Raw genomic sequence first — 23,849 nt, 5'->3', positions numbered from 1 at the left:
CGTCCACTCTCACAGCCGTACGACGCCGACCGTTGTCCGGGCGGGTGGTCAGGCGCGCAGCGCCGCCGCCCCGGCGAGGTTGGCGACGCGGTCGAACCGCGCGTCGAGAGCGTCGTCGCCGTGGTGGACGACCAGCAGTCCGTGGTCCCTGGTGCGCTCCTCGATCGCGAGGAGCACCAGATCACGGCTGTGCTGGTCGAGATTGGCGAAGGGTTCGTCGAGGAGGTAGACGTCCGCGTCCTGGCAGAGAACGGCGGCTATGCCGGTGCGCTGGCGCTGGCCGGAGGAGAGTTCGGTCGGCAACTGGTCGGTGTGCCCGTCGAGTGCGAGCGCCGTGCGCAGCGCCTGGTCGGGGACCAGCTGACGCACGGGGAGCGGGGGCAGGTTCACCGGGGCGGTCAGGCTCGCCACGCGTGCGGGCAGCGTCACCGTCCCGGTGTCGGGCGCCAGCGCGCCGGCGATGATGTGCAGCAGTGTGGTCTTGCCGCAGCCGTTGGGGCCCCGCAGCAGGACGTGCTCTCCGGGGCGGAGTTCGAAGTCGTCGATCGCGACGGTCGTGGCGTCCGGACCGGCTCCGTATTCGACGCTCGCTCCGCGCACCAGGACGACGGCGTCCTCCCGGTGGTAGGGAGCCGGGTGAGCGCGCCGCAGGCCGTCGATGCGTTTGAGGACGGCGGTGTTCCTGCGCACCTGCGGAATCATGTTGATCAGGTCGAAGATGCCGGTCACCGCACGCCACAGCGAATTCACGAAGGCCAGGAAGCTGCCGAAGGTCATGCGGCCGGCGAACACGAAATAGGCCCCGACGACCATGGAGGTGGTGTCGGACAGATTCATCACCAGGTCGCTCAGCGTGCTCTGCTTCTGGGTGAGGCGGTAGTTGACGAAGGTGATGTCGAGATAGCCGGACAGGGCCCTCTCGTTGGCGGCGCGCGTGGCGGGCCGCAAGGACCGCACGCCGCGCAGTGCGTGGATCGCCTCCAGCGTGCGGGTGAGCGTGTTGATGTACCGGGCCTCACCCTCGCGTTCGGGTTCGGTGTTGTCCTCGATCCGCCGGGCGATGCGATTGCTGACCAGGACGAGGGGCGGGATGATCACCAGCAGGATCAGGCTGGCCTGCCACGACAGGTACAGCAGGACGCCGACGAACACCACGGACGCCAGGGCCTGTTTGGCGATCTGCACGCACACGTCGATCGCCGGGAGCACTCCGTCCCGCACATCGCTGTGCACACGGCTGACGTACGAGGCGCTGCCGGCCTCCGCGACGGTCCGCCCGTCCTGGTCCAGGGACCGGTCGAGCAGCTCCATCTCCAAGGCCAGGACGAAGGTGTTCTCCGACGACTTGCGCCACCGGGAGATCCAGTAGCCGCCGATGTTCAAGGTCAGACCGAGGAGGAGGTACATCAAGCCCAGGAAGACGAACTTCCCGAAATGACCGGCCACGATCGCCTGGTCGAAGAGCGCTTTGACCAGGAGCGGATGGACCAGTGCCTCGACTCCGCTGACCAACGCCTCCAGGACGAGGATCACGGCGAAGCGCCCGCGGTATCCGATGAGGGTGCGCCAGAGCTCGGTCATCGGGTCACCCGAGCGGTTTCCGGCCGGCCCGGATCGCCGAGCCGGTCGAGGAGGAAGTCCGAGCGCGAGCCCGAGTTGAGCCGGTGCAGAACTCTCAGGAGGCCCGCGGATCCGGTGAGGTAGTCGCACGAGCAGCGCAGCAGCCCCTCCCCCGGGACCGCGAGCAGTCGCCTGCCCTCCTCCCGTGGCAGTCCGAACCTCTCGGCAGGCTCGAACAGGAAGATCCGCCGAACATAGTCCAGTTGTCCCAGCGCCCATTGCCGGTAGGTGGCGTCACCCGTCATCTCGGCCGCGTCCAACAGGGCGTCGGCCACGCCGGTGAGTCCGAAGGCGTAGCCCGGCAGGACCGATTGGCCGGTGTCGAGGGCTCGCGCCACCTCGCGCGCGTCGTCCATGAGGCCGTAGCGGAGCAGGACCTGGAGCACACCGGCCGAACCGACCTCGACGTACGGTTCCATCGTTCCGGCGTGCTTGAACATGATCACGCCTTCCTCGATCGTCTCGGCGTGCGCCATCTCCCAGCGCAGGGCGCGGCCTCCCAGCTCGGCGTACTGCCGATCCCCCGTCGCCTGCGTCATCCTGAGCAGGAACAGCGCCACCCCCGCCTGTCCGAAGCCGAGGCCGGTCAAGGGCCCCCTCGTGGAGAAGTCGTTGAGCCAGAAGGTGAGATCGCCGTCGTGGTGCGCCAGGGCCACCAAGCGGTCCGCGCACGTACGGGCGGCGTCCAGGTAGGCGCGGACACCGTGTTCGAGGTGGAAGCGCAGATTGGTCATGCCGATTCCGGCCAGACCGTAGTAAAACGTGTGGTCGGTGCTCATGACGGCACGCTCGTTGGCTGTCGCCAGCAGCGTCCCGGCCTGTTCCGCCAGGCCGAGTGTGTCGGCGGCCCACGCGATGCCGGCCAGGCCGTTCATGAATCCGTCGGCGTAGTCCTCGACATCGATCCCGTCGATCCCGCGCGCCAGCCACGCCGTCCACTCCGGACGGATCGGGACGCCGGAGTCCCGCATCGCCCACAGAACGCCGCAGGCCCCCGTGCCGAGGCCGAGAGGGTTGGTGATGTGCGCGAACGGATCGACGGGGAAGAGGGTCTCGCGCCCGGGATCCGCGACGGCCGCCATGAACGCGGCGACGGAGGTCTCGGTCTCGGCGAAGCCGAGCGCCGCCTCGTCGAGGACCGGCGTCGGCACGTCGACCACCGCCGCCACCAGTTCGTCCTCGGTGGTGAGGAAGTCCAGAGCCTCGTCGAGCGTGACACGCCCTTCGGCCAGGCCGGTCAGGATGTCGTGCACGGCGGACGGCCAGCCCAGCCGGTCGGTGAAGAGCCGGTACAGCGCAAGGACGTCCTCCCGCAGGTACAGCATCGCGGCGATCGGGAAGATGAAGTAGGCCATGGTCGTGGCCAGGCTGTAGAGATCGTCCTCGTACTGCGAGGCGTTGGAGCGGCGCCGCGAGTGGCTGAATCCGGGCGTGAAGAGGTCGACGGGTTGTACGAGGTGCGCCTGCGCGGGGTCCGCTTCGGCGAGCCTGCACGATTCCAGGTCGATCACGGTGACGGTGTAGGAGTCCGTGTCGACCAGCAGGTTCGCCGCCGACAGATCGCCGAGGATGACATGGCGTTCGTGCGCCGCGCGCACCGCCTGGGTCAGGCCGCGGAAGACGGACAGGTAGATCCGCAGGAACGCGCGCGATCCCTCGGTCGTCCGGATCGGCCGCGCCAGGGGATTGCGCTCCAGCAGCACCGACCGGATGTCCTTGCCGTCGATGTACTCCTCCGCGATGAAGCTGTGCTCCCAGTGCCGGAACCTGCTGATCGGGGTCGGGAAGGACGCCAGGTCACCGAGCCGGGTGAGGAACGTCCACTCGCGGTCGGAGATGTCCAGGGCATCCTGGTCCAGCCGTGGATTGATGTTGGTGTGCGGACGGGCCTCCTTCACCACGACCGTCCTGTCCCCGCGCCAGGTGTCCTCCGCCTTGTAGACACCACCGGTATTGGAGAACTGCAGCGCCTCGACCACCCGGTACCGGCCGTCCAGCAGACCGGCGTCGTCGTCGGCCCCGTAGTCGGCGGGTTTCCAGTCCTGGAAGGGCCACGGCTGCCACGGCGGCTGGGTGTAGCCGATGGCCCGCTCGTCCGGCTCCGGTCCTTCGGGACCGGTGATGTGCGGCACGTGACGGCCCATCACGTCCACGGTGTGCGTGGGCAGGAACTGGCCGTACCGGAAGTAGAGCGCCTTGCTGTCGCGGAACCGCATGTCGGAGAGGATGTAGGCGCCCTCGGCCCCTTCGAGCAGCGCCGCGAGTTCGTCGAGACACGTACGGAACTGGTCTTCGTCGGCGGGGTAGACCGTGATCAGCTTTCCCGCGCTTCCGCGGGCCATCGCCTTGGAGTTGAGCATCTCGAAGATGTTGAGATCCAGCGCGATCTTGAAGTCGATGGATCGTGCGACGAGATGGCCGATCACCGTCGTCGCGACCTGACGCACCGTCCGGTGGCTCGACGAGACGTGGATCTTCCAGCCCTGTTCGGGGAGCTCCTCGTTGTGCCGGTGGCTCCACCAGATGCCGTTGCGGTGGAATCGCGCACGCGTGGCGTCGTCCAGCTCGGCGAGGAAGTGATCTTCACGCGGCTCGTAGTGGACGTCCAGAGGATCGAAGAACAGTGTGTCGTTCCAGGAGAAGAGAAAGCGGTTGACCCAGCGTTCGTCGCGCATGTCTGCCTCGTGGTGTCATCGGCCGATGCCGTCACGGTGGGACGGGGGACGGACGTCGGGCGGGTGCGGAACGGGACTGTGCGGAGGCGGGTCCGCCTCCGCACAGGTGTGACTCAGACGCCCGGCTGGGTGGGCTTCTTGCAGCAGTCGCTGCTGCTGCTGGTGGAACTGATGACCGCCACCGCGCTCTCGACGGCAACCGGCTCCAGGCGCTGCAGGTTCAGAATGCTCATCGTCGATCTCCTCGTGTCCGAAGGGTGGATGGGGGGCGTCAGACGCCCGGCTTGGTGCCGCTCTTGCAGCAGTCGTGTCCGCTGCTGGTGGCGCTGATGACCGCCACCGCGCTGTCGGTGACGGCCGGCTGCAGCTTCTGCAGTCCGAGGATGCTCATGACGGATCTCCTTTACCGCTGACGGGGGCCCGGCTCCGTCGGCCCCCCGTTTCGCGTTGGGTGGGCCTTCTCTGTCCGGCGGACATGGGTACCGGCCGGGTCGGCGCAGCAAGCCAACCCGGACGCCGGTGCGGAGGCATCGGTAGGCGCTACCCACAAATCGGCGCGGCGGTACCCATGCGGCACTACCACCGAGCCGTCACGAATGGTGGTGGTCCGCTCACCGTGTGCCATTGACGGCGAATGGGCCGATGCGTCATCGTGGGCACGAGTTGAGGTCCGCGAGTGGCCGCCCGTCGCGAGCCGCACCGTGCTCGCACAGCCGGCCGAACAGGCTGTACCGGCGCAGGAGTCCGACGCTGCGGCCGGGTGGCTCCGTGCGGTACCGCCGGCACAGCACCGTCGGTCCTCCGGACGGGTCCGACTCGGCGCACCCGCGGCCTACCTGTGGCGCACCGGGAGTCTGATGAGGAAACACCTGTCGCACATCGCGTATCGCACCGTGTCCCTGCCGTGTCACCGGTGACCCTCTTACGGTCGCAGCCGCCGGCCGTTCCCTCCGGGACCACACGTCTCATCGGTCGGGACACCGAAGTCCGGCAGCTGCGAACCGTCCTGGCAGCGGCCGCGGCCGGGCGCGGCGGGACGCTCTTCCTGACCGGGGAGCCGGGTGTCGGGAAGAGCCGCCTGGCCTCCGAAGCACTCGCCGCCGCGGCAGCCGCCGGGATGGCGACCGCTCGCGGCGGTGTCAGCTCGCTCACTCCGGCCCTGCCGTTCCGTCCCGTGATCGAGGCGCTGCACCATCTGGCCCGCAAGGGGTTGCTCCCCTCCCGCGGCTCGATGGGCTCGTGGGCCGCCGCGCTCGACGCCGTGGTGCCCGTCTGGGCGGCGTCCGGACCGTGGAGTGCCCCGGACGGCGAACGCGTCCCGGCCCGTGCACGGCGCACTGCCGATGGGCCGCCGGCAAGGTCGACGCGCGTAGCCTCCGCGGCGTTTCGTGGCCCGGCCGTCAGCGGCGCGCAGCCGGAGGACCGCCCGGTGGGGTCGGACGGCGAAGGCAGCGCGTCGGCCATGGTGGTCGCCGAGGGACTGCTGCGGCTGTTCGGCGTGATCGGCCGGCAAGGATGCCTCGTGGTGCTCGAGGATCTGCAGGACGCCGACGTGCAGACGCTGGCCGTGGTCGAGTACCTGATGGACAACATCGCCGACCAGCCGGTCCTGCTGCTCCTGACCTGCGGGCGCTCGGACTGCGTGGCCGGCGACCTGGCGGCACGAGCCGCCCAGCGCGGCACGGCGACCATCCTCGACCTTCCCCCGTTGTCCCCGTCGGCGGTACGGGCGCTGGTGGCCGTACGACTGGGCATCAACGCCGCCGCGGTCGGTTCGGCCGTCCTCGACCGCGTCGTCGCCTCGTCCCGTGGAAACCCCCTGCTGGTCGAGGAACTGGCCCGCGGCCTCGCCGGGCCGGCCGCGATCAACGGCCGCACCACGTCGCTTCCGGACTCCGTGACCCGCAGCGTGATGGCGCGCACCGACCGTGCCGGGCCGGCGGGCCGGGCCGCGCTCCTCACCGCCGCCTTGTTCGGCGCGCGCTTCCCGGGATCCGTCGTGCGCCACGCCACCGGATGCGAGGACCGCGAGTCGGCGGCGCTGTTCCGCTCCGGCACGGCTTCCTATCTGTGGGAACCGGACCGGGAGACGGACTGGTTCGCCTTCCGGCATCCCGCGGTGGCTCAGGCGGTACGCGACTCCCTCACCCCCGGCGAGCGGATCCGCTACGCCAGGAGAGCCCTCACCTCACTGCACGCCCTGCACCCGGGGCTCCCCGGCGACTGGTGCGAACGCGCCGCCGACCTTTCGGTGCACGCCGACGATCCGCTCCACGCGGCCCGGCTGTACCAGGAGGCCGGTCGCCGGGCGATCGCGGCCGGTGCCGTCGACCGCGCTGTCGACCTGCTGCTGCGGGCCGTCTCACTGCTGGAGGACGGGGACGCCAACGCGCTGCGGGCGGCAGCTCTGGAGCAGTTGCTCCGAGCGGCGGCGTGTGCGGGCCGCTTCGAGCTCCTGCCGCCGCTGAGCCGGGTGGTCGACGCGCTCGACGACGGCACGGTGACATCGGCCGAGCGAGCGGTACTGGCGGCGGACGTCGCGGCGCTGACCGCCGCGGCGGGTCGTCCGGTCGACGCGCTGCACCGCCTCGATGTGGCGCGCGGCCTGCTGCGAGGCGTCGGCGATGACCGGCACCACGCCCTCGTCGAACTGGCGGCGGCGCAGGTGGAGACGTACCGGCCGGCCACGGACGGGTGGCGCACCGCCGCCGCCTGCGCGCACCGCGCGGCCGCGGCCTCCGCCCGCGCCGAACTACCCGATGTCCACTGCAGGGCCCTGGTCCTGCTCGGCCGGCTCGCGGCGGTGGAGGACGAGCCGGCCGCCGTCAGCCACCTCACCAGGGCCTGTGTCCTCGCCCGGCGTCATGGCCTTCCGGTCGAAGGAGTCCTGGCGGAGCTGGCTCTGGCATGTCTGACCGCACGCAGGGACGGGGGCTGGGAGCGCGTGGAGACGGTCCGGCGACAGGCATCACGCATGGGAGCGCGGGTTGCCGCGTCCTACGCGGACGCGGCGCTGGCGGTCGACGAGAGCAGGCGCGGGGAGTTCACCGCCGCCGCCCTGCGGTTACGGCCCGGTGCGGCGGAGGTGGCGCACGCACGGCTCGGTGCGGCGCTGCCCACGCTGCTGCTCGCCGACGCCGTCCGCCACGCCCATCGCGGAGACCTGGATGCCCTCGCTGAAATCCTCGACCGTCTCGAGACCGTCGCCGGCCACATGCCCGGCGTACGGGCGCTGGCGCACGGTCATGCCCGCGCCCTGTGCTATCTGCTGACCGAGGACCGGGCGTCCGCGGAACAGGAGTGGATACGGGCCTCCGCCCTGGACGCCGCCGTCCCGGCCGGCCGCGGCTCCGGCCGGTTCGGGCCCCGCGTCCTGCTCGATGTCCTCGCGGGCCGGCTGGGTCGCGCCCGCCTGCGCGCAAACGCCGTGACATCCGCCGGGGACCGCTGGAATCGCGTGTTCACCGGACTCGCCCACGCGGTACTGCTCGGTCGGGAGGGTCGGCCCGGCGAGGCCGACGCCGCCACTCGCGCCGCGTGTGCGGCCGCCGAGCCCTACCCACTGGCACGTCACCTCGGACTTCGGCTCGTGGCCGAAGCGGCCCATGAGGACGGCTGGGGTGATCCGGTCGGCTGGCTCCAGGAGGCCGAAGAGTTCTTCCACTCCGCGGCGCTCCCCGAGGCCGCCAAAGCCTGCCGCGGACTGCTGCGCGGCATGGGCGAACCGTTGCGGCAACGACGCGTCGGCGTGGAGGTCGTGCCCGCGCATCTGAGACGACTCGGCATCACGGTACGGGAGTTCGACGTGGCCCGACTGCTGGTGCGGCGGGCCAGCAACAGGGGCATCGCGGAAGAGCTGCACATCTCGCCCCGTACGGCCGAGAAGCACGTCGCGAGTCTGCTGCGCAAGACAGGCCATCCCGATCGCGCGTCCTTCGCCGCTCACCTGACCCCGATCGACGGCTGAAGGTACGCCCCGCGGCGCAGCGCCGCCCGGTCGGCCGGTTCATCCGCACGAGCCGTCTGTTCGAGGCGGGGTTCGAGCACATGCCTCTCGCGGCGGGGCACCCGGTCCGATGGGGTGATCGAGTCCGGCAGATGCGTCCCCCGCGGACGGACACGGTCACCCATGGGGCGCCCCGGGCAAGGGCTGCGGACGCGGGGCGCCCCACCCTCCGCCCGGCCCGGCCCGCGCGTTCGTTGACAGCTCGCGGAAGGTGTCGCACTCTGATCTCCCGGTCGCGCGGACACCGCTTGCGGACCGCCCGGGCGAGAAGTCCTTGACCAGTCACCCGCGGATGGTGACGGTCAGGAGAATCGTTGTGCACGCCGCGCGGAGGAGAGGGCACCATGGATGCGGAGTTCCTGGGCGTCGCCCCGGCCAGTCCCTCCGACGAACCGCCCACCGTGTGGCGCGACACGTCCAACGGCGACCTGATCGTCGAGTATGCCGACGCCGACCCGGCCGCCCGTACGGCGGGCGCCGAACGGCCCGCCCCCGGGCACACGCCCGGGATTCCGGACGGTGAAACCGTGGTCCGCCTCCCGGCCGACGCGCTCCCCGCCGTGCGCGACCCACAGGACGACGCGGACGACCCGGACGACGCGCAATCAACGCCGTGAGGGCCTCCGCAGCACTTCCTGAGCGGCTGCCCGGTGAATGATCCCGTCGGCGTGGACGTGGGCGAGGGCGGAGGCCAACTGGGCGCCCGAACGCGTGACGGCGGCACTGGACAGTGGCCGGTCGTATGAAGAATCGGTGTGCGCCACTTGTGGTGATCCGGCGGTGTGCGGCGTCGTCACGGTGCGATAGTTCGGCGTAGCCGGTGGTACGGGGGTAGGCGGAACCTGACAAGGGGCAGCATGCGTCCTGAACACGTGGCGGTGGACCGTATCGGCTGTGACCGCACGCGGGGCACAGGAGATGGTGACATGCGCATCAACACAAGCTTCCCGGGCACGATCGGCACCATCGCCTCCGCCCGGCGGCTGATGACTTCCTTCCTGTACAACGCCACCGCGAGCGGCACCGTCGTCACCGAAGCATCGGTCCAGGGCGCGACGCTGGTGGCGTCCGAGCTGGTCGCCAACGCCGTCAAGCACACCGACGGGCCGGTCGGGATGGACCTGCACATCGCCGCGCTGTGCGGTGGCTACACCGTCACGCCGCGGGCCGAGGGCAGACAGAACACCGCGCGCCTGCCGCTCGGTACGGGCGGCGTCTGAACCCGTCCTGGCTCATGCCTCAGGTCCCGGTCCGACCGCATCCGCAGCATCTGCGCCGAGCTGCGCGGAGGACGACCACCACACCATGTGCTCCATCCTGACCATCCGCGGCGCCCACACCCGCGACGTCCGCACCGAGCCGGCCGGCAGACGCGGTCTCACACGTCGCGCCATCGGGCGTTGGCCCAGGAGAACAGACCGAAGGCGATCAGACCGACAGCGATCAGGACCAGCAGCCACGGACCGGCCGGGGTGTCGGCGAACGACCGCAGAGTGTCGTCCATGCCCTTGGACTTTCCCGGTTTGTGCTGAACGGCGGCAGCGACGGCGAAACCGCCGGCCGTCGCAAAGAGCACACCGCGGGACGCGCCGCCGAACATACCGAGGACATCGACGACTTGGCGCTGGCGGCGGGACATCTCCGCCATCTTGAGATGCTTGTGGAACTTGCGCATCAGAGCGCGGGCGGCGATCCACGCACCCGCGCACGCGACACCGATGCCGGCGATCGCGAGGATCCATTGGCCACCGGGCCATCCCAGCACCTTGGCGGTGACGTCGTCGGTGCGCTTGTCGGTCGCCCCGCTGCCGCTCCCCTTCTCACCGGCCGCGTAGGCCAGGACCGAATACGACACGAAGCCGTAGAAGACCGCTCGGCCGGCGGCGGCCAGGCGTTTCGTCGGCTTGTCCCCGTCCTTCCCCGGCTGCCCGATGACGGCCTCCGAGAGGCGCCACAACGCCATGCCCACCAGGGCTATACCCAGGAGCCACAACAGGACATCACCGAACGGCTTGTGCGCGATGTCGGCGAGGGCCCCACCGCGGTCGGCCTGCTGGCCGCCTCCGTCGGAGAACGCGATGCGCACGGCCAGTACGCCCACCAGGAGATAGATCACGCCACGGGCCACGAAGCCCGCGCGTCCCCCGATCTCGACCGCACGGCTGTCCGCCGCGCGCTTGGCACCACGCCGGCCGGTTGAATGTGCTGTTTCTGTTGTCACACGGGGCCGACTACCCTCGCGATCCGTGAGTAGCCACAGATGTTGGCGAAGTGGGCACGGCATGCGTTGTCGTTACGATCGCACGATCGTGAAACGCGGCCCCGGCACGAGGACAGTCATGCGAAATCGCCCGTCCCTGATCGTCACCGCTACGTGCGCCACCCTGCTGTGCGGCCTCGTGGCCGCTTGCGCACCGGCCAAGGACCCGACGCCGGACGGGGTGTGGAAACCGGAAGGCAAGGCCACGGTGAACTCGGTGACAGGCGCGGAGGGGATCGCCACCAAGGAGGACGGGGCGCTGGTGCACCGCGGGCTCGGCAGCATACCTTTGGCGGTCCGCAAGGAGGGCTTCGAGCACGTCGGCGATCTGGACATAGCCAAGGGCGTCACCTTCGACGCCTATGAGCGGAAAGGCGCCGGAAAAATGTTCCTCGTCACCACCGCCGACGGCAAACGCCTTGAGTTCCGCCATGCGTTGGACCGGGGAGAAGAATTCAACAACTCGTTCGTCACCGTCTCCCCCGACGGCCAGTGGATCGTCGCGGGCGAGTTCGGCGCACAGAAGCGACTGCAGGTGTTCCCCGCGCCGGTCCTCAACAAGTCGACGTCAGCGACGGCCAATCTCCCGCAGGCCGGGCAGATCACCCTCGACCGTGAGGTCGACAACGTCCAGGGATGCGACTTCTTCTCCGCCCAGCGGCTGGTGTGCACCGCCGACCAGGGCGACGTCCTGCAACTGGACCTCCCCCGCCCGCTGGACGGCAAGCGAATCGACGCCACCGTCACGCACCTTTTCGAGCTGCCGAAAGTCAGCAAGTGTTCCGGAACCTACGAGGCCGAGGGAATCGACTACCACGCGAAGGACAAAACGCTGCGCGCGGGCATGCTGTCGCCCGGTCTCTGCAAGGGCGCGACGGTGGTGTTCTCCTTCACATGGCAGGAGAAGTGAGTCCGTCCGCGCCCCTCGGCCTCCAGGTGCCCCCCTCATCGGCAGGCGGGGCGCCGGGGCGCGCAGGAGGTTGACATGGGAATCGCGCAGTGCGCGCCCCGGCACTGCGCTCCTTTCCGCCCGTGCGAGAACTATCCCCGTGTTTCCGGAATGAGTGCGGACGTGCCGGTGGGCGGCACCCCTGAGGGGTGCCGCCCACCGGTTTTCGCGTGTGCTGCTACCAGCGGTACCAACGACCTCGGCCGCCGCTGGAATTCGTGGAGCGGACCACGAATCCGAGCAGCCACACCACCAGTACGACGACAGCGACCCACCACAGAATCTTCAGTGCGAAACCCGCACCGAAGAGAATCAGCGCCAACAGAAGAACGAGAAGCAACGGTCCCATGATTATCAACCTCCTGACAGGCGCATGCCCCCAACCGTCACAACCATGCCAACGACATATGTCAGCGAAGCGATGACCGCGGGGCCGCCGACGGGGATGGCAGCAACGACACCGCCGACAGCGACCGCCCCGGGCACACGGGCCGCCGGAGACCGGGCCGTCCATGATCCGAGCAGTGCTACGGCGACCGTCGCGCGTGATCCGGATCCGCCCGAGGGCACGGAGGAAGGAGACGCGATGGGGCCCGTCCTGGGGACCGATCCCGACGACCGCCACATGCGGGTGGAGCACATCACCTCGGCCGCATGATCCGAAGCCCAATCAGTCCTCGGTCCGAACGGGAGTGTCCGGGGGCCGGACGGAGGTGCTTCGGGGGCAGCCGCGGACAACGGCGCGCGGCGGCCCTGTCAGGCCGAAAGGTTCGTGCACCCTGTCGCGGCGATGGTTGTGCCCGTGACCCTGACGGCCGTGCAGGCGGTCGTGACGTTGCTGACCGTTCCGTCAGCAACCCATCGGTTGTTGAGCCAGACCTGTACCTGCATGGTCGCGATATGGAACGTGTACGCGGGTCCGGCGTCCGTCCATCCGGGGCACACGGTGGTTCTCGTCTGGAACGACGCGGCAGGCACGCCGCCGCCGATCTGCGTCAATCCCACCGAGCAGGTGGCGCTCGTCGCGGCGTCCGCCTGCGACGCGGCGGTGAGAACCACTCCCCCGGCCAGTACGGCCGCAGCGGCGAAGCTGGTCAAGCGGTAGGCGCGTCCCATGATGCGTATCCTCCGACGTCCGTAACAGCGGAATTGTCACGGCTCGTTGCTACCCGGCAATCGTCCTGCCCAAGCTGCCCGGGCCGTCGGCAGGCGCCTGACCCGCGCGCCGTCACACCGCACCGGCACGCCGTGGCTGACGCAGCCTGGCCGCCGGCGGACACGCTCATGGTCGGCGACGCATGTCCACGGCGAGATGTCGCCGTGGACATGCGCGTCAGGCGGGCGCCGTCGACTACTGCCGTTGCGCGCGCGGAGCCCGCAGGATCTGCATGCTGTGGGCCGTCAGGGTGACGGCCTCGCCGGCGGAGCGGGCGTGGGACGTGTCGCCTTCCGGCTCGGCCGTGTTGACCACGACGGTCCACTTCTCGGCGAATTCCGCCGCGGGCAGTGTGAAGTCGACCGGCTCGTGATGGGCGTTGAACAGCAGGAGGAACGAGTCGTCGGGGGCGGGGGTGCGCTGAGCGCGTTCGATGTCGCTGTCACCCCCGAGGTGAACGGCGAGGGCGTGGGCATCGCCGCGCTGCCAGTCGGCCTCGTTCATGGGGCTCGCATCCGGGCGCAGCCAGCTGATGTCGGCGCGGTCCGGGGCGATGGTGTCGCTCGGGCCGTGCAGGAAGCGCCGTCGGCGCAAAACCGGATGGTCGTGGCGGAGTCCGAGCAGCCGGGCGGTGAATGCGGCAAGCGCGCGCTTGTCGTCGTCCAGGTCCCAGTGCATCCAGGCCGTTTCGTTGTCCTGGCAGTAGACGTTGTTGTTGCCGTTCTGGGTGCGGCCCGTCTCGTCGCCGTGGGCGATCATCGGAACGCCCTGTGAGACCAGCAGGGTCGTCAGGATGTTGCGCTGCTGGCGTGACCGCAGTTCGTTCACTGCCGGGTCGTCGGACGGTCCCTCGGCGCCGCAGTTGAAGGAGCGGTTGTTGCTCTCGCCGTCGGCCCCGTCCTCGCCGTTGGCCTCGTTGTGCCGCTCGTTGTACGACACGAGGTCGCGCAAGGTGAATCCGTCGTGGGCCGTGACGAAGTTGATGCTCGCCCGGGGGCGCCGGGTGTCGTGTTCGTACAGGTCCGGCGAGCCGGTGATGCGGGCCGCCAGGTCGCCCAGTGTTCCCTGGTCGCCGCGCCAGAAGCCGCGAACGGTGTCACGGTACCTGCCGTTCCACTCGCTCCACAACGGCGGGAAGTTGCCGACCTGGTAGCCGTCGTCCCCGATGTCCCAGGGTTCCGCGATGAGCTTGACCCGGCCGATCACCGGGTCCTGCTGGACGATGTCGAGGAATGCGGAGAGTCGGTCCACCTCGTGGAACTGGCGCAGCAGTGTGGCCGCGAGGTCGAAGCGGAAGCCGTCCACGTGCATCTCGGTGACCCAGTAGCGCAGTGAGTCCATGATGAGCTGGAGCACGTGCGGGTGGCGCATCAGCAGACTGTTGCCGGTGCCGGTGGTGTCGAAGTAGTGCTGCGGGTCGTCGTCGACCAGGCGGTAGTAGGAGGCGTTGTCGATGCCGCGGAAGGACAGCGTCGGGCCCTGGTCGTTGCCCTCGGCGGTGTGGTTGTAGACCACGTCGAGGATCACTTCCAGACCCGCCGCATGCAGGGCCTTGACCATCTCCTTGAACTCGTCGACCTGCCCGCCGCGGCTTCCGGCTGCGGCGTACGCGTTGTGCGGTGCGAAGAAGCCGATGGTGTTGTAGCCCCAGTAGTTCGACAGTCCCCGGTCGATCAGGAAGCCGTCCTGGGTGAACTGGTGCACCGGCATCAGCTCCACCGCGGTGACCCCGAGCTCCACCAGGTGAGCGGTCACCGACGGGTGCGCCAGGCCGGCGTACGTGCCGCGCAGATCCTCGGGCACGTCGGGGTGCAGCGCCGTCATGCCCTTCACGTGCGCCTCGTAGATCACCGAGTCGTGATACGAGTGCCGTGGCGGCCGGTCCTCACCCCAGTCGAAAGAACGCGGGTCGGTCACCACAGCCAGCATCCCGTGGCCCAGCGAGTCGCGGTCGTCCGGTTCCCCGGGCGCGTCCAGGCGATGGCCGCACAGCGACGGATCCCCGTCGACCTGACCGTCGACGGCTTTGGCGTAAGGGTCCAGGAGCAGCTTCGCCGGGTTGCAGCGCAGTCCGCCGGCCGGGTCGAAGGGGCCGTGCACGCGGTAGCCGTAGCGCTGGCCGGGGCCGACATCCGGTAGGTAGCCGTGCCAGACGAAGCCGTCGACCTCCGGGAGCGCGACACGCTGCTCATTCCCGTCGTCGTCGATCAGGCACAGTTCCACGTTCTCCGCGACTTCGGAGAAGAGGGCGAAGTTGGTGCCGGCGCCGTCGTACTCGGCGCCCAGGGGATAGGCGCGACCGCCCTGAAGGTTCATACCGTCAGGACTGCCCCGGTTACGGGGAAGAACGCTCGGCCGGCAGCTGCTTCGCGACCGCGACGTTGTTGTCCGCCGGATGTTCGGGGGCAGACGGTGCAGCAGGGCGGTCGTGGTGCGGGCTCACCGTCGAGCCGAGTGACCAACCGCGCCTGGCGGCTTCCCGACAGGGCAGCTCGCAAGGACGGTGCACGTCCTGGACACCGCCTCCGAGCCGACGACCGCAGCTCACCTCACAGCACAGGGAGCACTTCATGAGCGACAGGAACGATCCGGCTGCTGCGTCGGCCCACGGGGACGCACCGGCCTTCACCCATGCCGGGGACCGCCGCGCGCTGGAGGACTGGCTGGCCGTCACCGACTGGCGGATCGCGGATCGCATCACCATGGATGACGGTTCACTTCTGCTGCATCGTGCTGCCGATCCGCCCGGCACGAGCGCCTGGGCTTCGGTCGCACTCGGTCAGACCCTGACGGTGGAAAGCGACGGCGAGCTCCGTGTGACAGTGGCGGTGACATGTCTGGCAGCCGGCATCTCTGCCTTGATGATGGGCGCGGCGACCATCCATGCCGAACTGACGGACGCGGAAGCCAATCGCCGAGTACAGGACTACGCCCGGCGCGCGGAGATGCTGACCAAGGCCAAAGCGACCGCACGCAAACTGGCCACGGACGCCGCAGTGCTCGAGGACAAGCTTCTCGACGAGACGTAACGGTCGTGCGGCAAAGGCCGCCCGCCGGCGCGCCGCGGCGGCGCAGGGAGTGACGCGCATGACCCGCGCGTGCTGCACACGCCGGTGCAGGCGGGCGCCTGGCCGGGATCGCGTGCTAGCGGGCGACTTCGTAGCGCAGGTGCAGAACTCGCTCGCCCTGGATGACGACATGCGGGTCCCGCAGCAGCACCTGCCCGTCGATCCCGCCGAAGAAGCGCTTGCCCGAACCGAACACGACCGGCACCACGTCCATGGCCACCTCGTCCACGAGGCCGGCCGCGAGGATCTGGGCGCCGACCTGACCGGCGTTGACGGCGATCGTCCGGTCTCCGGCCAGTTCCTGGGCCGTGCTGATCGCGGTCGTGACGTCTTCGGCGAAATGGTAGGAGGCTTCCGGATGCCATCCCTCAGGCTTCGGCCGGTGCGATACCACGACCACGTGATCGCCGACTGGCGGGCGGCCCTCCCACCCGTTCACCAGGTCGAACAGGGTGCGGCCCATGACGATCACGCCGATCGAGTCCCACGTCGCCCGTACGTACGGCGCCGAAGCGTGCGAGACCCGGAAGGCGGTGCCGACCGCGGAGTGGTCGTACTGCTGGTCGTCGGCCGGGGTGATCGGGGTGTCCCCGCTGAAGTACCACTCGTGCAGCGGCCCGACCTCGTCGTTCTTGTCGGCGATGAAGCCGTCGACCGACACTACGTTGTGCATGATCACGGTGCCCACGGAAGTTCTCCTCGGAGTCGGTCTGCGTCACGTCGATCTTGACGCGAGGGAGGGCGCGGGCGCATGTAAGAAATCAATCGGCGGGCATCGGACCGCTGTCCGGCGGAAAGTCCGGCCGGGCGGGGAAGCGGCGCCGCAGGTCCAGATACTGCGTCGGGGTGAGACCGGTGAAGTCCTTGAATTCCCTCGTGAAATGGGCTCGGTCGAAGTAGCCGGCGCCTTGGGCGAGATCTGACCAGTCGACAGGCAGACGGGCGTCCACGGACACGATCAGGCGCGCGAAGCGGTAGATCCGCGCCACCCGTTTCGGGGTCACCCCGACGTGGGCCTTGAACTGCGTCGCCAGATGGTTGCCGCTCACCCCGGCGTCGTCGGCCAGAGCGCCGACCGGGATCGCTCCGTACGACGTCTCCAGTCGCATGCCGGTGTGCCGGACCAGGTCGAGGCCGCGCGGCGGGGAATCGGCGAGCCGCGACCGCAGCTCGTCCTCCACCACCCGCAGGGTCTCTGCAGCCGACGCGGTGTCACCGGCCCGGTCACGGATCCGGCCGATCGACCGGCGCCAGACCGCGTCGACCGGCACCCACAGGTTGCGCAGTTCACCGGCCGGCACACCGATGAACGGCGACATTCCCCAGGGCTTGAAGTGCACGCCGACCAGCCGTACGCGTTCCGGGTACTCGACCAGGAAGCGCCTGGTCCACACACCCATGAACCAACCATCGGTGAAGAGGGCCGGCGGCACCGAGGAGTCGGAGTCTTTCAGGCGGACGGGATCACCGAGGTGGAGAAAGAGGTGGGCCGACGGCATCGGCGGTACGGTGACCCGCCGATGGCGCGGCACACCGGTCAGGCAGTAGATGTCGTCAATGAACCGGTCGAGCGGTGACGCGGGCACCTGGGCGATGTATTCCATGGGTTCACCTGCCGGAGTGCTGCGATGTCGCGGTCATCGTCACCGTAGCCGCCGGTGGCGCCGCGACGAGTCCGCCGAACGGATCCGACAGTGTCGAGATCCGCGCGCGACACTTCCCGTGATCGCGCGTTGGCGAGCCGATGGCCCCCGGCGAGAGCTGGACCCGGCTCACTCACCGGCTCCGGTGACGACGACGGCGTCCGCGGACGCGGTCGTACCGGGGACTTCGATCAGGTGCCCGTCGGATTGATCGGTCCGCGCCACCGGAACAGTAGCGGGCCCCGTCGTATCTGCCGTGCAGGAAAGACGGGGCGCCCGGGGTGCGTATCCCGAGGACCGCATATCGCGGCTGAGGCGGCGGACGTACCGGTACCGATCGGGCTTGTGCGGTGGACGAGGTCGGCGTTGCTGAGGTCCAGGAACAGGGTGGGCGCCGTCGTCGGCGCACAGTCGAAGACCTCGGTGAGCCGACAGACACCGCCTAGACGGCCTCGGCGATGGCAGGAGCACGCCGAACCGCGTCCGGGTGGTGCTTGAGGCAGCAGTGCTTTTCGTCGTCGGCAAGCGCGATGAAGTCCAGCAGATCGCACGCCTCACCGTGCGGCTGGTCCTCCCCCGGGCACAGCCGACCGAAAGAAATTGACATGACGGACCCCTAAAACTCTCATCGCACATCCATACGGAAGGATGAACGCACCCCGGTTGCGGGCTCGTGCCGCGGAGGTCGTGTGCCCCGGCTCGGACCGGTTATGCACTGACGACACGGGCGGCGGCCGCACTCCTGACCGCTCCGACCAGGCTTACGGCGGAAGTCCGTGCCGGACGACCGGGTGACGGGACAGGAACTCCGGTCGACCCGAAGTCGGCGACCAGCCGCGGTCTGCGCGCGTCCGGGCTCAAAAATGCGGAGAAGCCGGTGCCGCGCCGCGGCGCGGCGCGTTCGACGCCGGCTCGGTCGCCGCCGGCAGGGCGTCCACCTCGTATGGGGAGGAGGTGTCGGCCGGGCAAGCGTTCAGCACTGCGGATGCCGGAGCACGCGCTCCTGCCGCCGGTGCGACCTCTTCGCCGGCCACGGTTCCGGAACCGGTGATGTGCGGGACCTGTACCGGTCCCGGCTCCAGCGGCGCACCACCGGCCCGGTGCGGCGGCATGATTCCGTCCGTCTCCGCCACGACGGACTCATTCGGATCGGCCATGGCTCCGCCCTTCACGGCAGACGCGCGGACTCCTTGCAGCACCTCCTGCCCCGACCCGAAGCTCCGATACAAACGAACCGCGTGGACGCGGTCCGTGACGGATTCGGCAGCGCGCCGCGTCCTACGCCTCGGCGTCCACGCGGATCTCGGCCTCGGTCTCGGACGCGTCGCCGCTCCCGACGGCCGCAGCCGATGCGGCGTCGGCGCCGTCGCGCGTTCCCTTCCTGGCCGCGGCGCGCCGCAACCGGTACCACTCGACCAGGTCGAGGGCGATGATCAACGCGGCCAGCAGTGTCATGGACCCGAGCGCCGGCATGCGGGTGGCGAGCGGCAGGCAGAGGAGAATGATCGCGGAGGCAATGAGCCGGGTGGTGGACCACAGCCGGAACATCCGCCAACGGGTGTACCCGAACACCGCCAGGTACAGGCAGCAGCCTCCGAACAGCAGCGCGGCCGGACCGATTCCCAGTCTGTGTCCGGGATGCGCGACGGTCTCGTGCATGCCCACCGCGGTGGCGATGACGCCGCTGACCAGGCCCAGATGGGCGTACGACATGACGTGCCGGACCATGTCGAACTGCCTGTTCGCGTGGGCCACCGCGAACTGCATGGCGCTGGCCGCGAAGGCGAAATACACCCACCACATGGCGGCGGTCAGAGTGAAGGCGGCGGCCACCGCCGCCAGAACGTCGGCGCCGATATGGCGGGAACCGGTGACCGGACTGCCGATGGCGATGATGGTCTCGCCGAGCGCCACGATCAGGAGCAGGCCGAAACGCTCGGGCAAGTGGCCCGAGTGAAACGGTGAACCGGCCGTCTTCCGCCGGATGAGCTGCGGAGTGAGCGTGTCGACCAGCGCGGCCGCCGCCCACAGGGCGATCCGCGCGTGCCCCTCCACCAGACCGCCGACGAGGAGCAGCGGGCTGCTGACGAAGGCACCCACGAGGAAGGAGTTGAGGCGGACCTCCTGCCGGCGCAGCGCCAGAACGTGAAGTACCGACCGCGCGGCCAGATACGCTCCGCCGAAGAGCAGCCCGCGGTCGCCGTACGCGTCCGGTATCGCCAGGCCCATGAACAGTGCGCTCAGGCCGACGGCGAAGATGCCGATCCGGTCGACGGCGTTCTCCACGTCCTGCCGGTTGGCGTGCACGGTGGTGGCTGTCCAGGCCCAGTAGGCGGGGACGAACACGATCAGAGCGCGGCCGACGCCGGCCCATGTGTGGTCGGACTGCAGCAGCGCGCTGACTTGGGTGATGGCGAAGACGTATACGAGGTCGAAGAACAGCTCGGCCCAGCTGACTTGCTTCGTGTCCTCGTCACGGGCGTCGGAGGCGCCGCCTGTGTCGTGCGCTTCCGCCGTCAGAGTGGGGTCCACCGCATCACCGGTCGTCTTCGGCATGGGCCACCTTCCGTGGAGAGGCTTCCGCTTTGCTCCTGCCAATGCCCGCGGAGGGAAGAGCGGCCGTTGCTCGCAGGAGTGCGACGGCGGCCGGCCGCGCGACGTGGGTCATGCCTGTTGACCGTGGCGCGCGGTCCTGCGACGGAGCCACACCGGGAGTCCGTACCAGCAGCCGACGAACCAGAGCGCTACGACGCCGGTGACGATCTCGGCGACGACGTCGTCCAGGGCGACATGCAGGATCAGCAGCACCACGCAGGCGACAGTCAACGCGAGCAATGCCATGCCGCAGACCATCAGGCGGCCCGCCACGCCGATGATCTCCTGCTTGAGGCTCTGGCCGGCGAGGATGCGGTGGATGGACGCCGGGGCTATCAGCGCACCGGTGGCCAGGGCTCCCGAGACGACCGCAGTGACGTAGACGGTCAGGTCGAACGTTTCCAACTGACGGAAGTGCGGCGTGAAGGAGATGCTGAGCAGGAAGCCGAACAGGATCTGGACTCCCATCTGCGCGACGCGGGTCTCCTGCAGCACCTCTCCCCAGCGTCTGTTGGCCCGCTCCTGGTCGTTCTCCTCCTCGAGGCCGTCCGCGAGGCCGGTGTGGACGCCGTCGTCGGCGTCCGGGTCGGGGCGATGTCTCGGACCGGTGGACGCGGGCGGCGGAACGGACACGGATCCTCCAGATTTGTTCATGGGAAGGTAAATACTTGGTGTTCCCCTGAAGTTCATCTTCATGTCGAATCCGAGAACGCCGCCGGACGCACCCGCCGCGGGCGGTCCGTCGATGAAGCACACCTGCTGAGGGCGACCGGGCAGTCCTTCTGCCCGGTCGCCCTCAGCAGGTGTCGAAGTCGGCTCGCTGCCGGATGGTCAGCGCGTGGTGAGCATGCCTTTGCGGAGGTTGGCCAGGGTGCGGGAGATGAGGCGGGAGATGTGCATCTGGGAGTACCCCATGGCGGCGCCGATCTCGGCCTGGGTCATCTCCTGCCCGAACCGCATCTCCAGCAGTCGCCGCTCCATGTCCGGGAGCTTGGCCAGCAGCGGAGCCAGGGTGCGGAAGTCCTCGATCATTTCCATCTGCGGGTCCCACACGCCGACGGTGTCGGCGAGCGTGCGTCCCGGGTCGTCGTCACCGCTGCTGTCACCGTCGGTATAGGGGGTGTCGAGCGATCCGGCGGTGTAGCCGTTTGAGGCGATCAGGCCCTCGACGACCTCGTCCTCGGTCAGCTCCAGGTGCGTGGCCAGCTCCTTGACCGTCGGGTCACGGTCCAGGCGCAGTGCCAGTGCCTCCTTGGCCTTGGCCAGCTCCACGCGCAACTCCTGCAGCCGGCGCGGCACATGGACTGCCCAGGAGGTGTCGCGGAAGAAGCGCTTCATCTCCCCGACGATGTAGGGGATGGCGAACGTGGTGAACTCGTTCTCCCGCGACAGGTCGAATCGGTCGATCGCCTTGATCAGACCGATCGTGCCGACCTGCACGACCTCCTCCAGGTCGGTGTCGGCCCGGTTGCGGAAACGCCGGGCCGCGAACTGCACCAGCGTCAGGTTCATCTCGATCAGGGTGTTCCGTGCGTACTGGTACTCCGGCGTGCCCTCCTCGAGAACCTGCAGGCGGTCGAAGAACAGCTTCGACAGCACCCGGGCGTCCGCCGGCGCCACCGTACGGGCATCGTCCACCCGCGGCAGAGCCTGTTCATGCCGGGCTGGGGCATCTTTCGCTGGGTGTTCAGTGGTAGTGATCATGTCATTGACCTCATGCTGTGGGGACCGGTGACGCCCATGTGCCCGGACTCGGAGCGAGCATGCATCGAATTCGCGTACCGGTCGGGGCAGTTGGCAAAGGGACGGGCCGGCGGCACGCCGGACGTGTCCCAGCCCGTTGCGCCGTGGCGACCGCGAGGGTCCGAGCTGCGCAAGGTCGAGTGCGGTGACACGCGCGGCTAGCGCGAGTGGGAACACCCGCACGGTGGCGTGGCCCGGCCCCCGCATGCCGGCGTCGATCCCCTGGCTGGGAACGGGGTCCGGCCGGCGTCGCCAGACGGGCCCGGCCGGACCCCGGGGCCAAGCGCAGTCAGCCCCCGCAGGCACCGTCGCCGTCAGGGGAAGAAGCGAGGCGCCATTAGGTCGGGTACCTGCGTGCGGCCGGTATAAACGGCGGGTTCCGGTCGTGATCATCGGCTGGTTCGCACCGTTGTGCACCACACTCGTCACCGTCAGTATCAAGAGCATCACCGTGCTCCCCCGACACGGTGGTGAGGCCCCTCCGCGAAGCCCCTCGCGGTGGGGCCCTCCGATCATGTCCGACGGTGGGCCCGCCGTGCCTGTCCCGAACAGGCGTTCAGGTGGTGAAGGTGAAGTAGGGGCGGGTGCCGGTGACTTCCAGAAGACGTTCCAGTGCGGGCGGCAGCGCATCGTGGATCATCAGGCCGTGGCCGGACCGGCGTTGATCGCACTGGAGGTCGAGAAGCAGGTGCAGGGCGGTGGAGTCGACGTCTGTCACCGCGCGCAGATCCAGCGTGACGTCAGCCGGGCGCGCCCGTAGGTCGTCGACGAGGCCGCGCCAATCGCTGTGGCTGGTCCAGTCGAAGGTTCCGGTCAGTGCCACCAGACGGCAGGTGCCTGACACCTCGTGGCGCACCGTGAGGGCGCGGGAGACGCCCTCCGGGCCGCTGCGCCGCGGCGGACCGGCGTCCGGCGGGCTCAGCGAGAGCCCGGCCATGACCGGGCGCGGGTGGGCAGAGGTGTGCGTCATGGCCGGCCTGTCACTCGTTCGGGGTATTCGGTAGCGCGGGAGGCATGCGTGACACGGTGTGGAGCATCTGCGCCGGTGTGTCGGACGTTGACCGGCCCGAGGAAAGGTGTGAGCCGCACATGCTGCATACCGACTGCTCCGTCGCGGGACAGCCCGCCAGTAGCGCCGATGCCCGCCAGGCGGTCCTTGCCCTGATCGACCGTGGCTGCCCGGCGGCCGGTCGCACGGACCGCATCGACGTCAGCCTGATGATCACCGAGCTGATCGCCAACGCTTTCCGGCACGCGGGGAATCTGGTCCTGCTGGAAGCGCGCGTCAGCCCTGACACCGTCGACATCTGCGTCAGCGACCGCGACACACGCCTTCCCGCGCCGCGTCCCGCCACGGATGCGGCCGACGGGCCCGGGGGCGAGGAAGGTGGCTTCGGCTGGCCGATGGTCCTCGCTCTCGCCTCTTCGGTCACCGTCACCCGCCCCGCATCCGGCGGCAAACGCATCCGCGTCCTGCTCCATCTCGTCCTCCCCCTCCCCGACCCTCGCACCGCCTGACGGCCCTCACAGGTGCGCCCGCACCGGCAGCCTTCCCCCTCGCCCGGGAATCGGGCATCCCTCGATGGAGTGATCCGCCCCGGGCACGTACCGCACGATCAGGTCCCCAGGACGGCCGCGCCGTTCGAGTGGGCTCCGGACCGGCTGCACGGTGACACCCCGGTGTGACTGCCGGACATCATGGTTCTGCCGCTTGCTGTTGGGTGGAGGAGCGTGTTCTGCCGTCATGCGCCGGAGGCTCTGCCCGGTCGACGGGCGGCGCGCCGGGTGTTTCAGGACCGACTGGTGTCGGTCCGCGTCTGCCGGGCCGCGCGCCGCCTCATCGAACGCCGCTCGTCCTCGTTGCGGCCACCCCACACACCGAATTCCTGCCGGGTGTCCATGGCCCAGGCAAGGCACTGCTCCACGACCGGGCACCGGCGGCACACATCCTTGGCCTGCTGCTCCTGAAGCAGCGCGGACCCGCTGTGGCCGACAGGAAAGAAACGCTCTGGATCCTCACCCTGGCAAGCCGCGTCGAGCTTCCAGTCCACAAAAGCCTCCTACCGTCTCGTACCCATACGGAAGTTCTCTGCCTCGGCAATCCAGCCGGTATTACGACGCCTTCGGTGCGGTG

Annotated in this window: 23 protein-coding genes; 6 read left to right on the top strand and 17 right to left on the bottom strand. The window is 69.4% G+C overall.

Annotation, left to right across the window (positions count from 1 at the left end):
- Positions 1 to 48 precede the first annotated feature (48 nt).
- From BM076_RS32220 to BM076_RS37120, 4 genes are all read right to left on the bottom strand, one after another.
- Positions 49 to 1,581, bottom strand: a complete 1,533-nt coding sequence (locus tag BM076_RS32220) for an ATP-binding cassette domain-containing protein (protein ID WP_093717303.1) — start codon at positions 1,579 to 1,581, stop codon at positions 49 to 51.
- The gene (lanKC, locus tag BM076_RS32215; RefSeq protein WP_093717302.1) at positions 1,578 to 4,295 is read right to left on the bottom strand and encodes a class III lanthionine synthetase LanKC; all 2,718 of its coding nucleotides are present in this window, start codon (positions 4,293 to 4,295) and stop codon (positions 1,578 to 1,580) included. Before lanKC ends, BM076_RS32220 begins: the two co-directional genes overlap by 4 nt.
- Before the next feature lie 113 nt (positions 4,296 to 4,408).
- Positions 4,409 to 4,528 carry a class III lanthipeptide gene (locus tag BM076_RS37125; RefSeq protein ID WP_218160137.1) on the bottom strand — a complete coding sequence of 40 codons (120 nt, stop codon included), beginning with the start codon at positions 4,526 to 4,528 and terminating at the stop codon, positions 4,409 to 4,411.
- Between the two features lie 38 nt (positions 4,529 to 4,566).
- Positions 4,567 to 4,686, bottom strand: coding sequence for a class III lanthipeptide (locus BM076_RS37120; RefSeq protein WP_218160136.1), 120 nt, complete (start codon positions 4,684 to 4,686; stop codon positions 4,567 to 4,569).
- A gap of 285 nt (positions 4,687 to 4,971) precedes the next feature.
- Between BM076_RS37120 and BM076_RS32210 the strand changes: the two genes are divergently transcribed.
- From BM076_RS32210 to BM076_RS32200, 3 genes are all read left to right on the top strand, one after another.
- Positions 4,972 to 8,262, top strand: coding sequence for a helix-turn-helix transcriptional regulator (locus BM076_RS32210; RefSeq protein ID WP_093717301.1), 3,291 nt, complete (start codon positions 4,972 to 4,974; stop codon positions 8,260 to 8,262).
- Between the two features lie 383 nt (positions 8,263 to 8,645).
- Positions 8,646 to 8,918 carry a hypothetical protein gene (locus tag BM076_RS32205; RefSeq protein ID WP_093717300.1) on the top strand — a complete coding sequence of 91 codons (273 nt, stop codon included), beginning with the start codon at positions 8,646 to 8,648 and terminating at the stop codon, positions 8,916 to 8,918.
- Between the two features lie 309 nt (positions 8,919 to 9,227).
- Complete coding sequence (locus BM076_RS32200; protein WP_093717299.1) at positions 9,228 to 9,521, top strand: ATP-binding protein; 294 nt, start codon at positions 9,228 to 9,230, stop codon at positions 9,519 to 9,521.
- 158 nt (positions 9,522 to 9,679) lie between these two features.
- On the opposite strand, the gene BM076_RS32195 is transcribed toward BM076_RS32200, so the two are convergent.
- Positions 9,680 to 10,450 (bottom strand): DUF1206 domain-containing protein, encoded by a 771-nt coding sequence (locus BM076_RS32195; RefSeq protein WP_245796593.1) that lies wholly within the window; start codon positions 10,448 to 10,450, stop codon positions 9,680 to 9,682.
- Between the two features lie 190 nt (positions 10,451 to 10,640).
- Here BM076_RS32195 and BM076_RS32190 point away from each other — a divergent pair, with 190 nt between their 5' ends.
- A complete protein-coding gene (locus BM076_RS32190) occupies positions 10,641 to 11,471 on the top strand; it encodes a hypothetical protein (RefSeq protein ID WP_093717297.1) in 831 nt (276 codons plus the stop codon).
- A gap of 217 nt (positions 11,472 to 11,688) precedes the next feature.
- Here the strand turns inward: BM076_RS32190 and BM076_RS32185 are convergent, their stop codons facing one another.
- The 3 genes from BM076_RS32185 to glgX form a co-directional block, all read right to left on the bottom strand.
- Positions 11,689 to 11,859 carry a hydrophobic protein gene (locus BM076_RS32185; protein ID WP_093717296.1) on the bottom strand — a complete coding sequence of 57 codons (171 nt, stop codon included), beginning with the start codon at positions 11,857 to 11,859 and terminating at the stop codon, positions 11,689 to 11,691.
- Between the two features lie 407 nt (positions 11,860 to 12,266).
- Positions 12,267 to 12,626, bottom strand: coding sequence for a hypothetical protein (locus tag BM076_RS32180; protein ID WP_093717295.1), 360 nt, complete (start codon positions 12,624 to 12,626; stop codon positions 12,267 to 12,269).
- A gap of 235 nt (positions 12,627 to 12,861) precedes the next feature.
- The gene (gene glgX, locus BM076_RS32175) at positions 12,862 to 14,982 is read right to left on the bottom strand and encodes a glycogen debranching protein GlgX (RefSeq protein WP_093717294.1); all 2,121 of its coding nucleotides are present in this window, start codon (positions 14,980 to 14,982) and stop codon (positions 12,862 to 12,864) included.
- A gap of 254 nt (positions 14,983 to 15,236) precedes the next feature.
- On the opposite strand from glgX, the gene BM076_RS32170 reads away from it, so the two are divergent.
- Positions 15,237 to 15,695, top strand: coding sequence for a hypothetical protein (locus BM076_RS32170; protein WP_093717293.1), 459 nt, complete (start codon positions 15,237 to 15,239; stop codon positions 15,693 to 15,695).
- A gap of 115 nt (positions 15,696 to 15,810) precedes the next feature.
- Here the strand turns inward: BM076_RS32170 and BM076_RS32165 are convergent, their stop codons facing one another.
- From BM076_RS32165 to BM076_RS32140, 8 genes are all read right to left on the bottom strand, one after another.
- On the bottom strand, positions 15,811 to 16,422 hold the full coding sequence (locus BM076_RS32165; protein WP_093717292.1) for a dihydrofolate reductase family protein: 612 nt from the start codon (positions 16,420 to 16,422) through the stop codon (positions 15,811 to 15,813).
- A gap of 73 nt (positions 16,423 to 16,495) precedes the next feature.
- Positions 16,496 to 17,338, bottom strand: a complete 843-nt coding sequence (locus tag BM076_RS32160; RefSeq protein ID WP_093717291.1) for a helix-turn-helix domain-containing protein — start codon at positions 17,336 to 17,338, stop codon at positions 16,496 to 16,498.
- 481 nt (positions 17,339 to 17,819) lie between these two features.
- Positions 17,820 to 17,984, bottom strand: a complete 165-nt coding sequence (locus BM076_RS36890) for a hypothetical protein (RefSeq protein ID WP_177246715.1) — start codon at positions 17,982 to 17,984, stop codon at positions 17,820 to 17,822.
- A gap of 250 nt (positions 17,985 to 18,234) precedes the next feature.
- Positions 18,235 to 18,534, bottom strand: a complete 300-nt coding sequence (locus BM076_RS36280) for a hypothetical protein (protein WP_143120701.1) — start codon at positions 18,532 to 18,534, stop codon at positions 18,235 to 18,237.
- A gap of 121 nt (positions 18,535 to 18,655) precedes the next feature.
- Positions 18,656 to 19,933, bottom strand: a complete 1,278-nt coding sequence (locus BM076_RS32155) for a low temperature requirement protein A (RefSeq protein ID WP_093717290.1) — start codon at positions 19,931 to 19,933, stop codon at positions 18,656 to 18,658.
- A gap of 108 nt (positions 19,934 to 20,041) precedes the next feature.
- Positions 20,042 to 20,605: a DUF6328 family protein gene (locus BM076_RS32150; RefSeq protein ID WP_093717289.1), complete on the bottom strand. Its 564-nt coding sequence runs from the start codon at positions 20,603 to 20,605 to the stop codon at positions 20,042 to 20,044.
- Positions 20,606 to 20,803: 198 nt separating this feature from the next.
- Positions 20,804 to 21,676 carry a SigB/SigF/SigG family RNA polymerase sigma factor gene (locus BM076_RS32145; protein ID WP_093717288.1) on the bottom strand — a complete coding sequence of 291 codons (873 nt, stop codon included), beginning with the start codon at positions 21,674 to 21,676 and terminating at the stop codon, positions 20,804 to 20,806.
- A 595-nt stretch (positions 21,677 to 22,271) separates the two neighbouring features.
- The gene (locus BM076_RS32140; RefSeq protein ID WP_093717287.1) at positions 22,272 to 22,685 is read right to left on the bottom strand and encodes an STAS domain-containing protein; all 414 of its coding nucleotides are present in this window, start codon (positions 22,683 to 22,685) and stop codon (positions 22,272 to 22,274) included.
- A gap of 44 nt (positions 22,686 to 22,729) precedes the next feature.
- Between BM076_RS32140 and BM076_RS32135 the strand changes: the two genes are divergently transcribed.
- Positions 22,730 to 23,233, top strand: coding sequence for an ATP-binding protein (locus BM076_RS32135; protein WP_093717286.1), 504 nt, complete (start codon positions 22,730 to 22,732; stop codon positions 23,231 to 23,233).
- 272 nt (positions 23,234 to 23,505) lie between these two features.
- On the opposite strand, the gene BM076_RS32130 is transcribed toward BM076_RS32135, so the two are convergent.
- Positions 23,506 to 23,766, bottom strand: coding sequence for a WhiB family transcriptional regulator (locus BM076_RS32130; RefSeq protein ID WP_093717285.1), 261 nt, complete (start codon positions 23,764 to 23,766; stop codon positions 23,506 to 23,508).
- Positions 23,767 to 23,849: the final 83 nt, after the last annotated feature.

The sequence above is a fragment of the Actinacidiphila alni genome (assembly GCF_900112845.1).
Classification (GTDB): domain Bacteria; phylum Actinomycetota; class Actinomycetes; order Streptomycetales; family Streptomycetaceae; genus Actinacidiphila; species Actinacidiphila alni.
Note: the sequence above shows the minus strand (reverse complement) of the source record. Positions and strands in the feature narration are given on the sequence as shown.

What these genes read in the sequence shown, in the direction of transcription:
- BM076_RS32220 (WP_093717303.1), bottom strand. Translation starts at nt 1,581, where the DNA reads ATGACCGAGCTCTGGCGCACCCTCATCGGATACCGCGGGCGCTTCGCC.
- lanKC (WP_093717302.1), bottom strand. Translation starts at nt 4,295, where the DNA reads ATGCGCGACGAACGCTGGGTCAACCGCTTTCTCTTCTCCTGGAACGAC.
- BM076_RS37125 (WP_218160137.1), bottom strand. Translation starts at nt 4,528, where the DNA reads ATGAGCATTCTGAACCTGCAGCGCCTGGAGCCGGTTGCCGTCGAGAGC.
- BM076_RS37120 (WP_218160136.1), bottom strand. Translation starts at nt 4,686, where the DNA reads ATGAGCATCCTCGGACTGCAGAAGCTGCAGCCGGCCGTCACCGACAGC.
- BM076_RS32205 (WP_093717300.1), top strand. Translation starts at nt 8,646, where the DNA reads ATGGATGCGGAGTTCCTGGGCGTCGCCCCGGCCAGTCCCTCCGACGAA.
- BM076_RS32200 (WP_093717299.1), top strand. Translation starts at nt 9,228, where the DNA reads ATGCGCATCAACACAAGCTTCCCGGGCACGATCGGCACCATCGCCTCC.
- BM076_RS32190 (WP_093717297.1), top strand. Translation starts at nt 10,641, where the DNA reads ATGCGAAATCGCCCGTCCCTGATCGTCACCGCTACGTGCGCCACCCTG.
- BM076_RS32185 (WP_093717296.1), bottom strand. Translation starts at nt 11,859, where the DNA reads ATGGGACCGTTGCTTCTCGTTCTTCTGTTGGCGCTGATTCTCTTCGGT.
- BM076_RS32180 (WP_093717295.1), bottom strand. Translation starts at nt 12,626, where the DNA reads ATGGGACGCGCCTACCGCTTGACCAGCTTCGCCGCTGCGGCCGTACTG.
- glgX (WP_093717294.1), bottom strand. Translation starts at nt 14,982, where the DNA reads ATGAACCTTCAGGGCGGTCGCGCCTATCCCCTGGGCGCCGAGTACGAC.
- BM076_RS32170 (WP_093717293.1), top strand. Translation starts at nt 15,237, where the DNA reads ATGAGCGACAGGAACGATCCGGCTGCTGCGTCGGCCCACGGGGACGCA.
- BM076_RS32160 (WP_093717291.1), bottom strand. Translation starts at nt 17,338, where the DNA reads ATGGAATACATCGCCCAGGTGCCCGCGTCACCGCTCGACCGGTTCATT.
- BM076_RS36890 (WP_177246715.1), bottom strand. Translation starts at nt 17,984, where the DNA reads ATGTCAATTTCTTTCGGTCGGCTGTGCCCGGGGGAGGACCAGCCGCAC.
- BM076_RS36280 (WP_143120701.1), bottom strand. Translation starts at nt 18,534, where the DNA reads ATGGCCGATCCGAATGAGTCCGTCGTGGCGGAGACGGACGGAATCATG.
- BM076_RS32155 (WP_093717290.1), bottom strand. Translation starts at nt 19,933, where the DNA reads ATGCCGAAGACGACCGGTGATGCGGTGGACCCCACTCTGACGGCGGAA.
- BM076_RS32145 (WP_093717288.1), bottom strand. Translation starts at nt 21,676, where the DNA reads ATGATCACTACCACTGAACACCCAGCGAAAGATGCCCCAGCCCGGCAT.
- BM076_RS32140 (WP_093717287.1), bottom strand. Translation starts at nt 22,685, where the DNA reads ATGACGCACACCTCTGCCCACCCGCGCCCGGTCATGGCCGGGCTCTCG.
- BM076_RS32135 (WP_093717286.1), top strand. Translation starts at nt 22,730, where the DNA reads ATGCGTGACACGGTGTGGAGCATCTGCGCCGGTGTGTCGGACGTTGAC.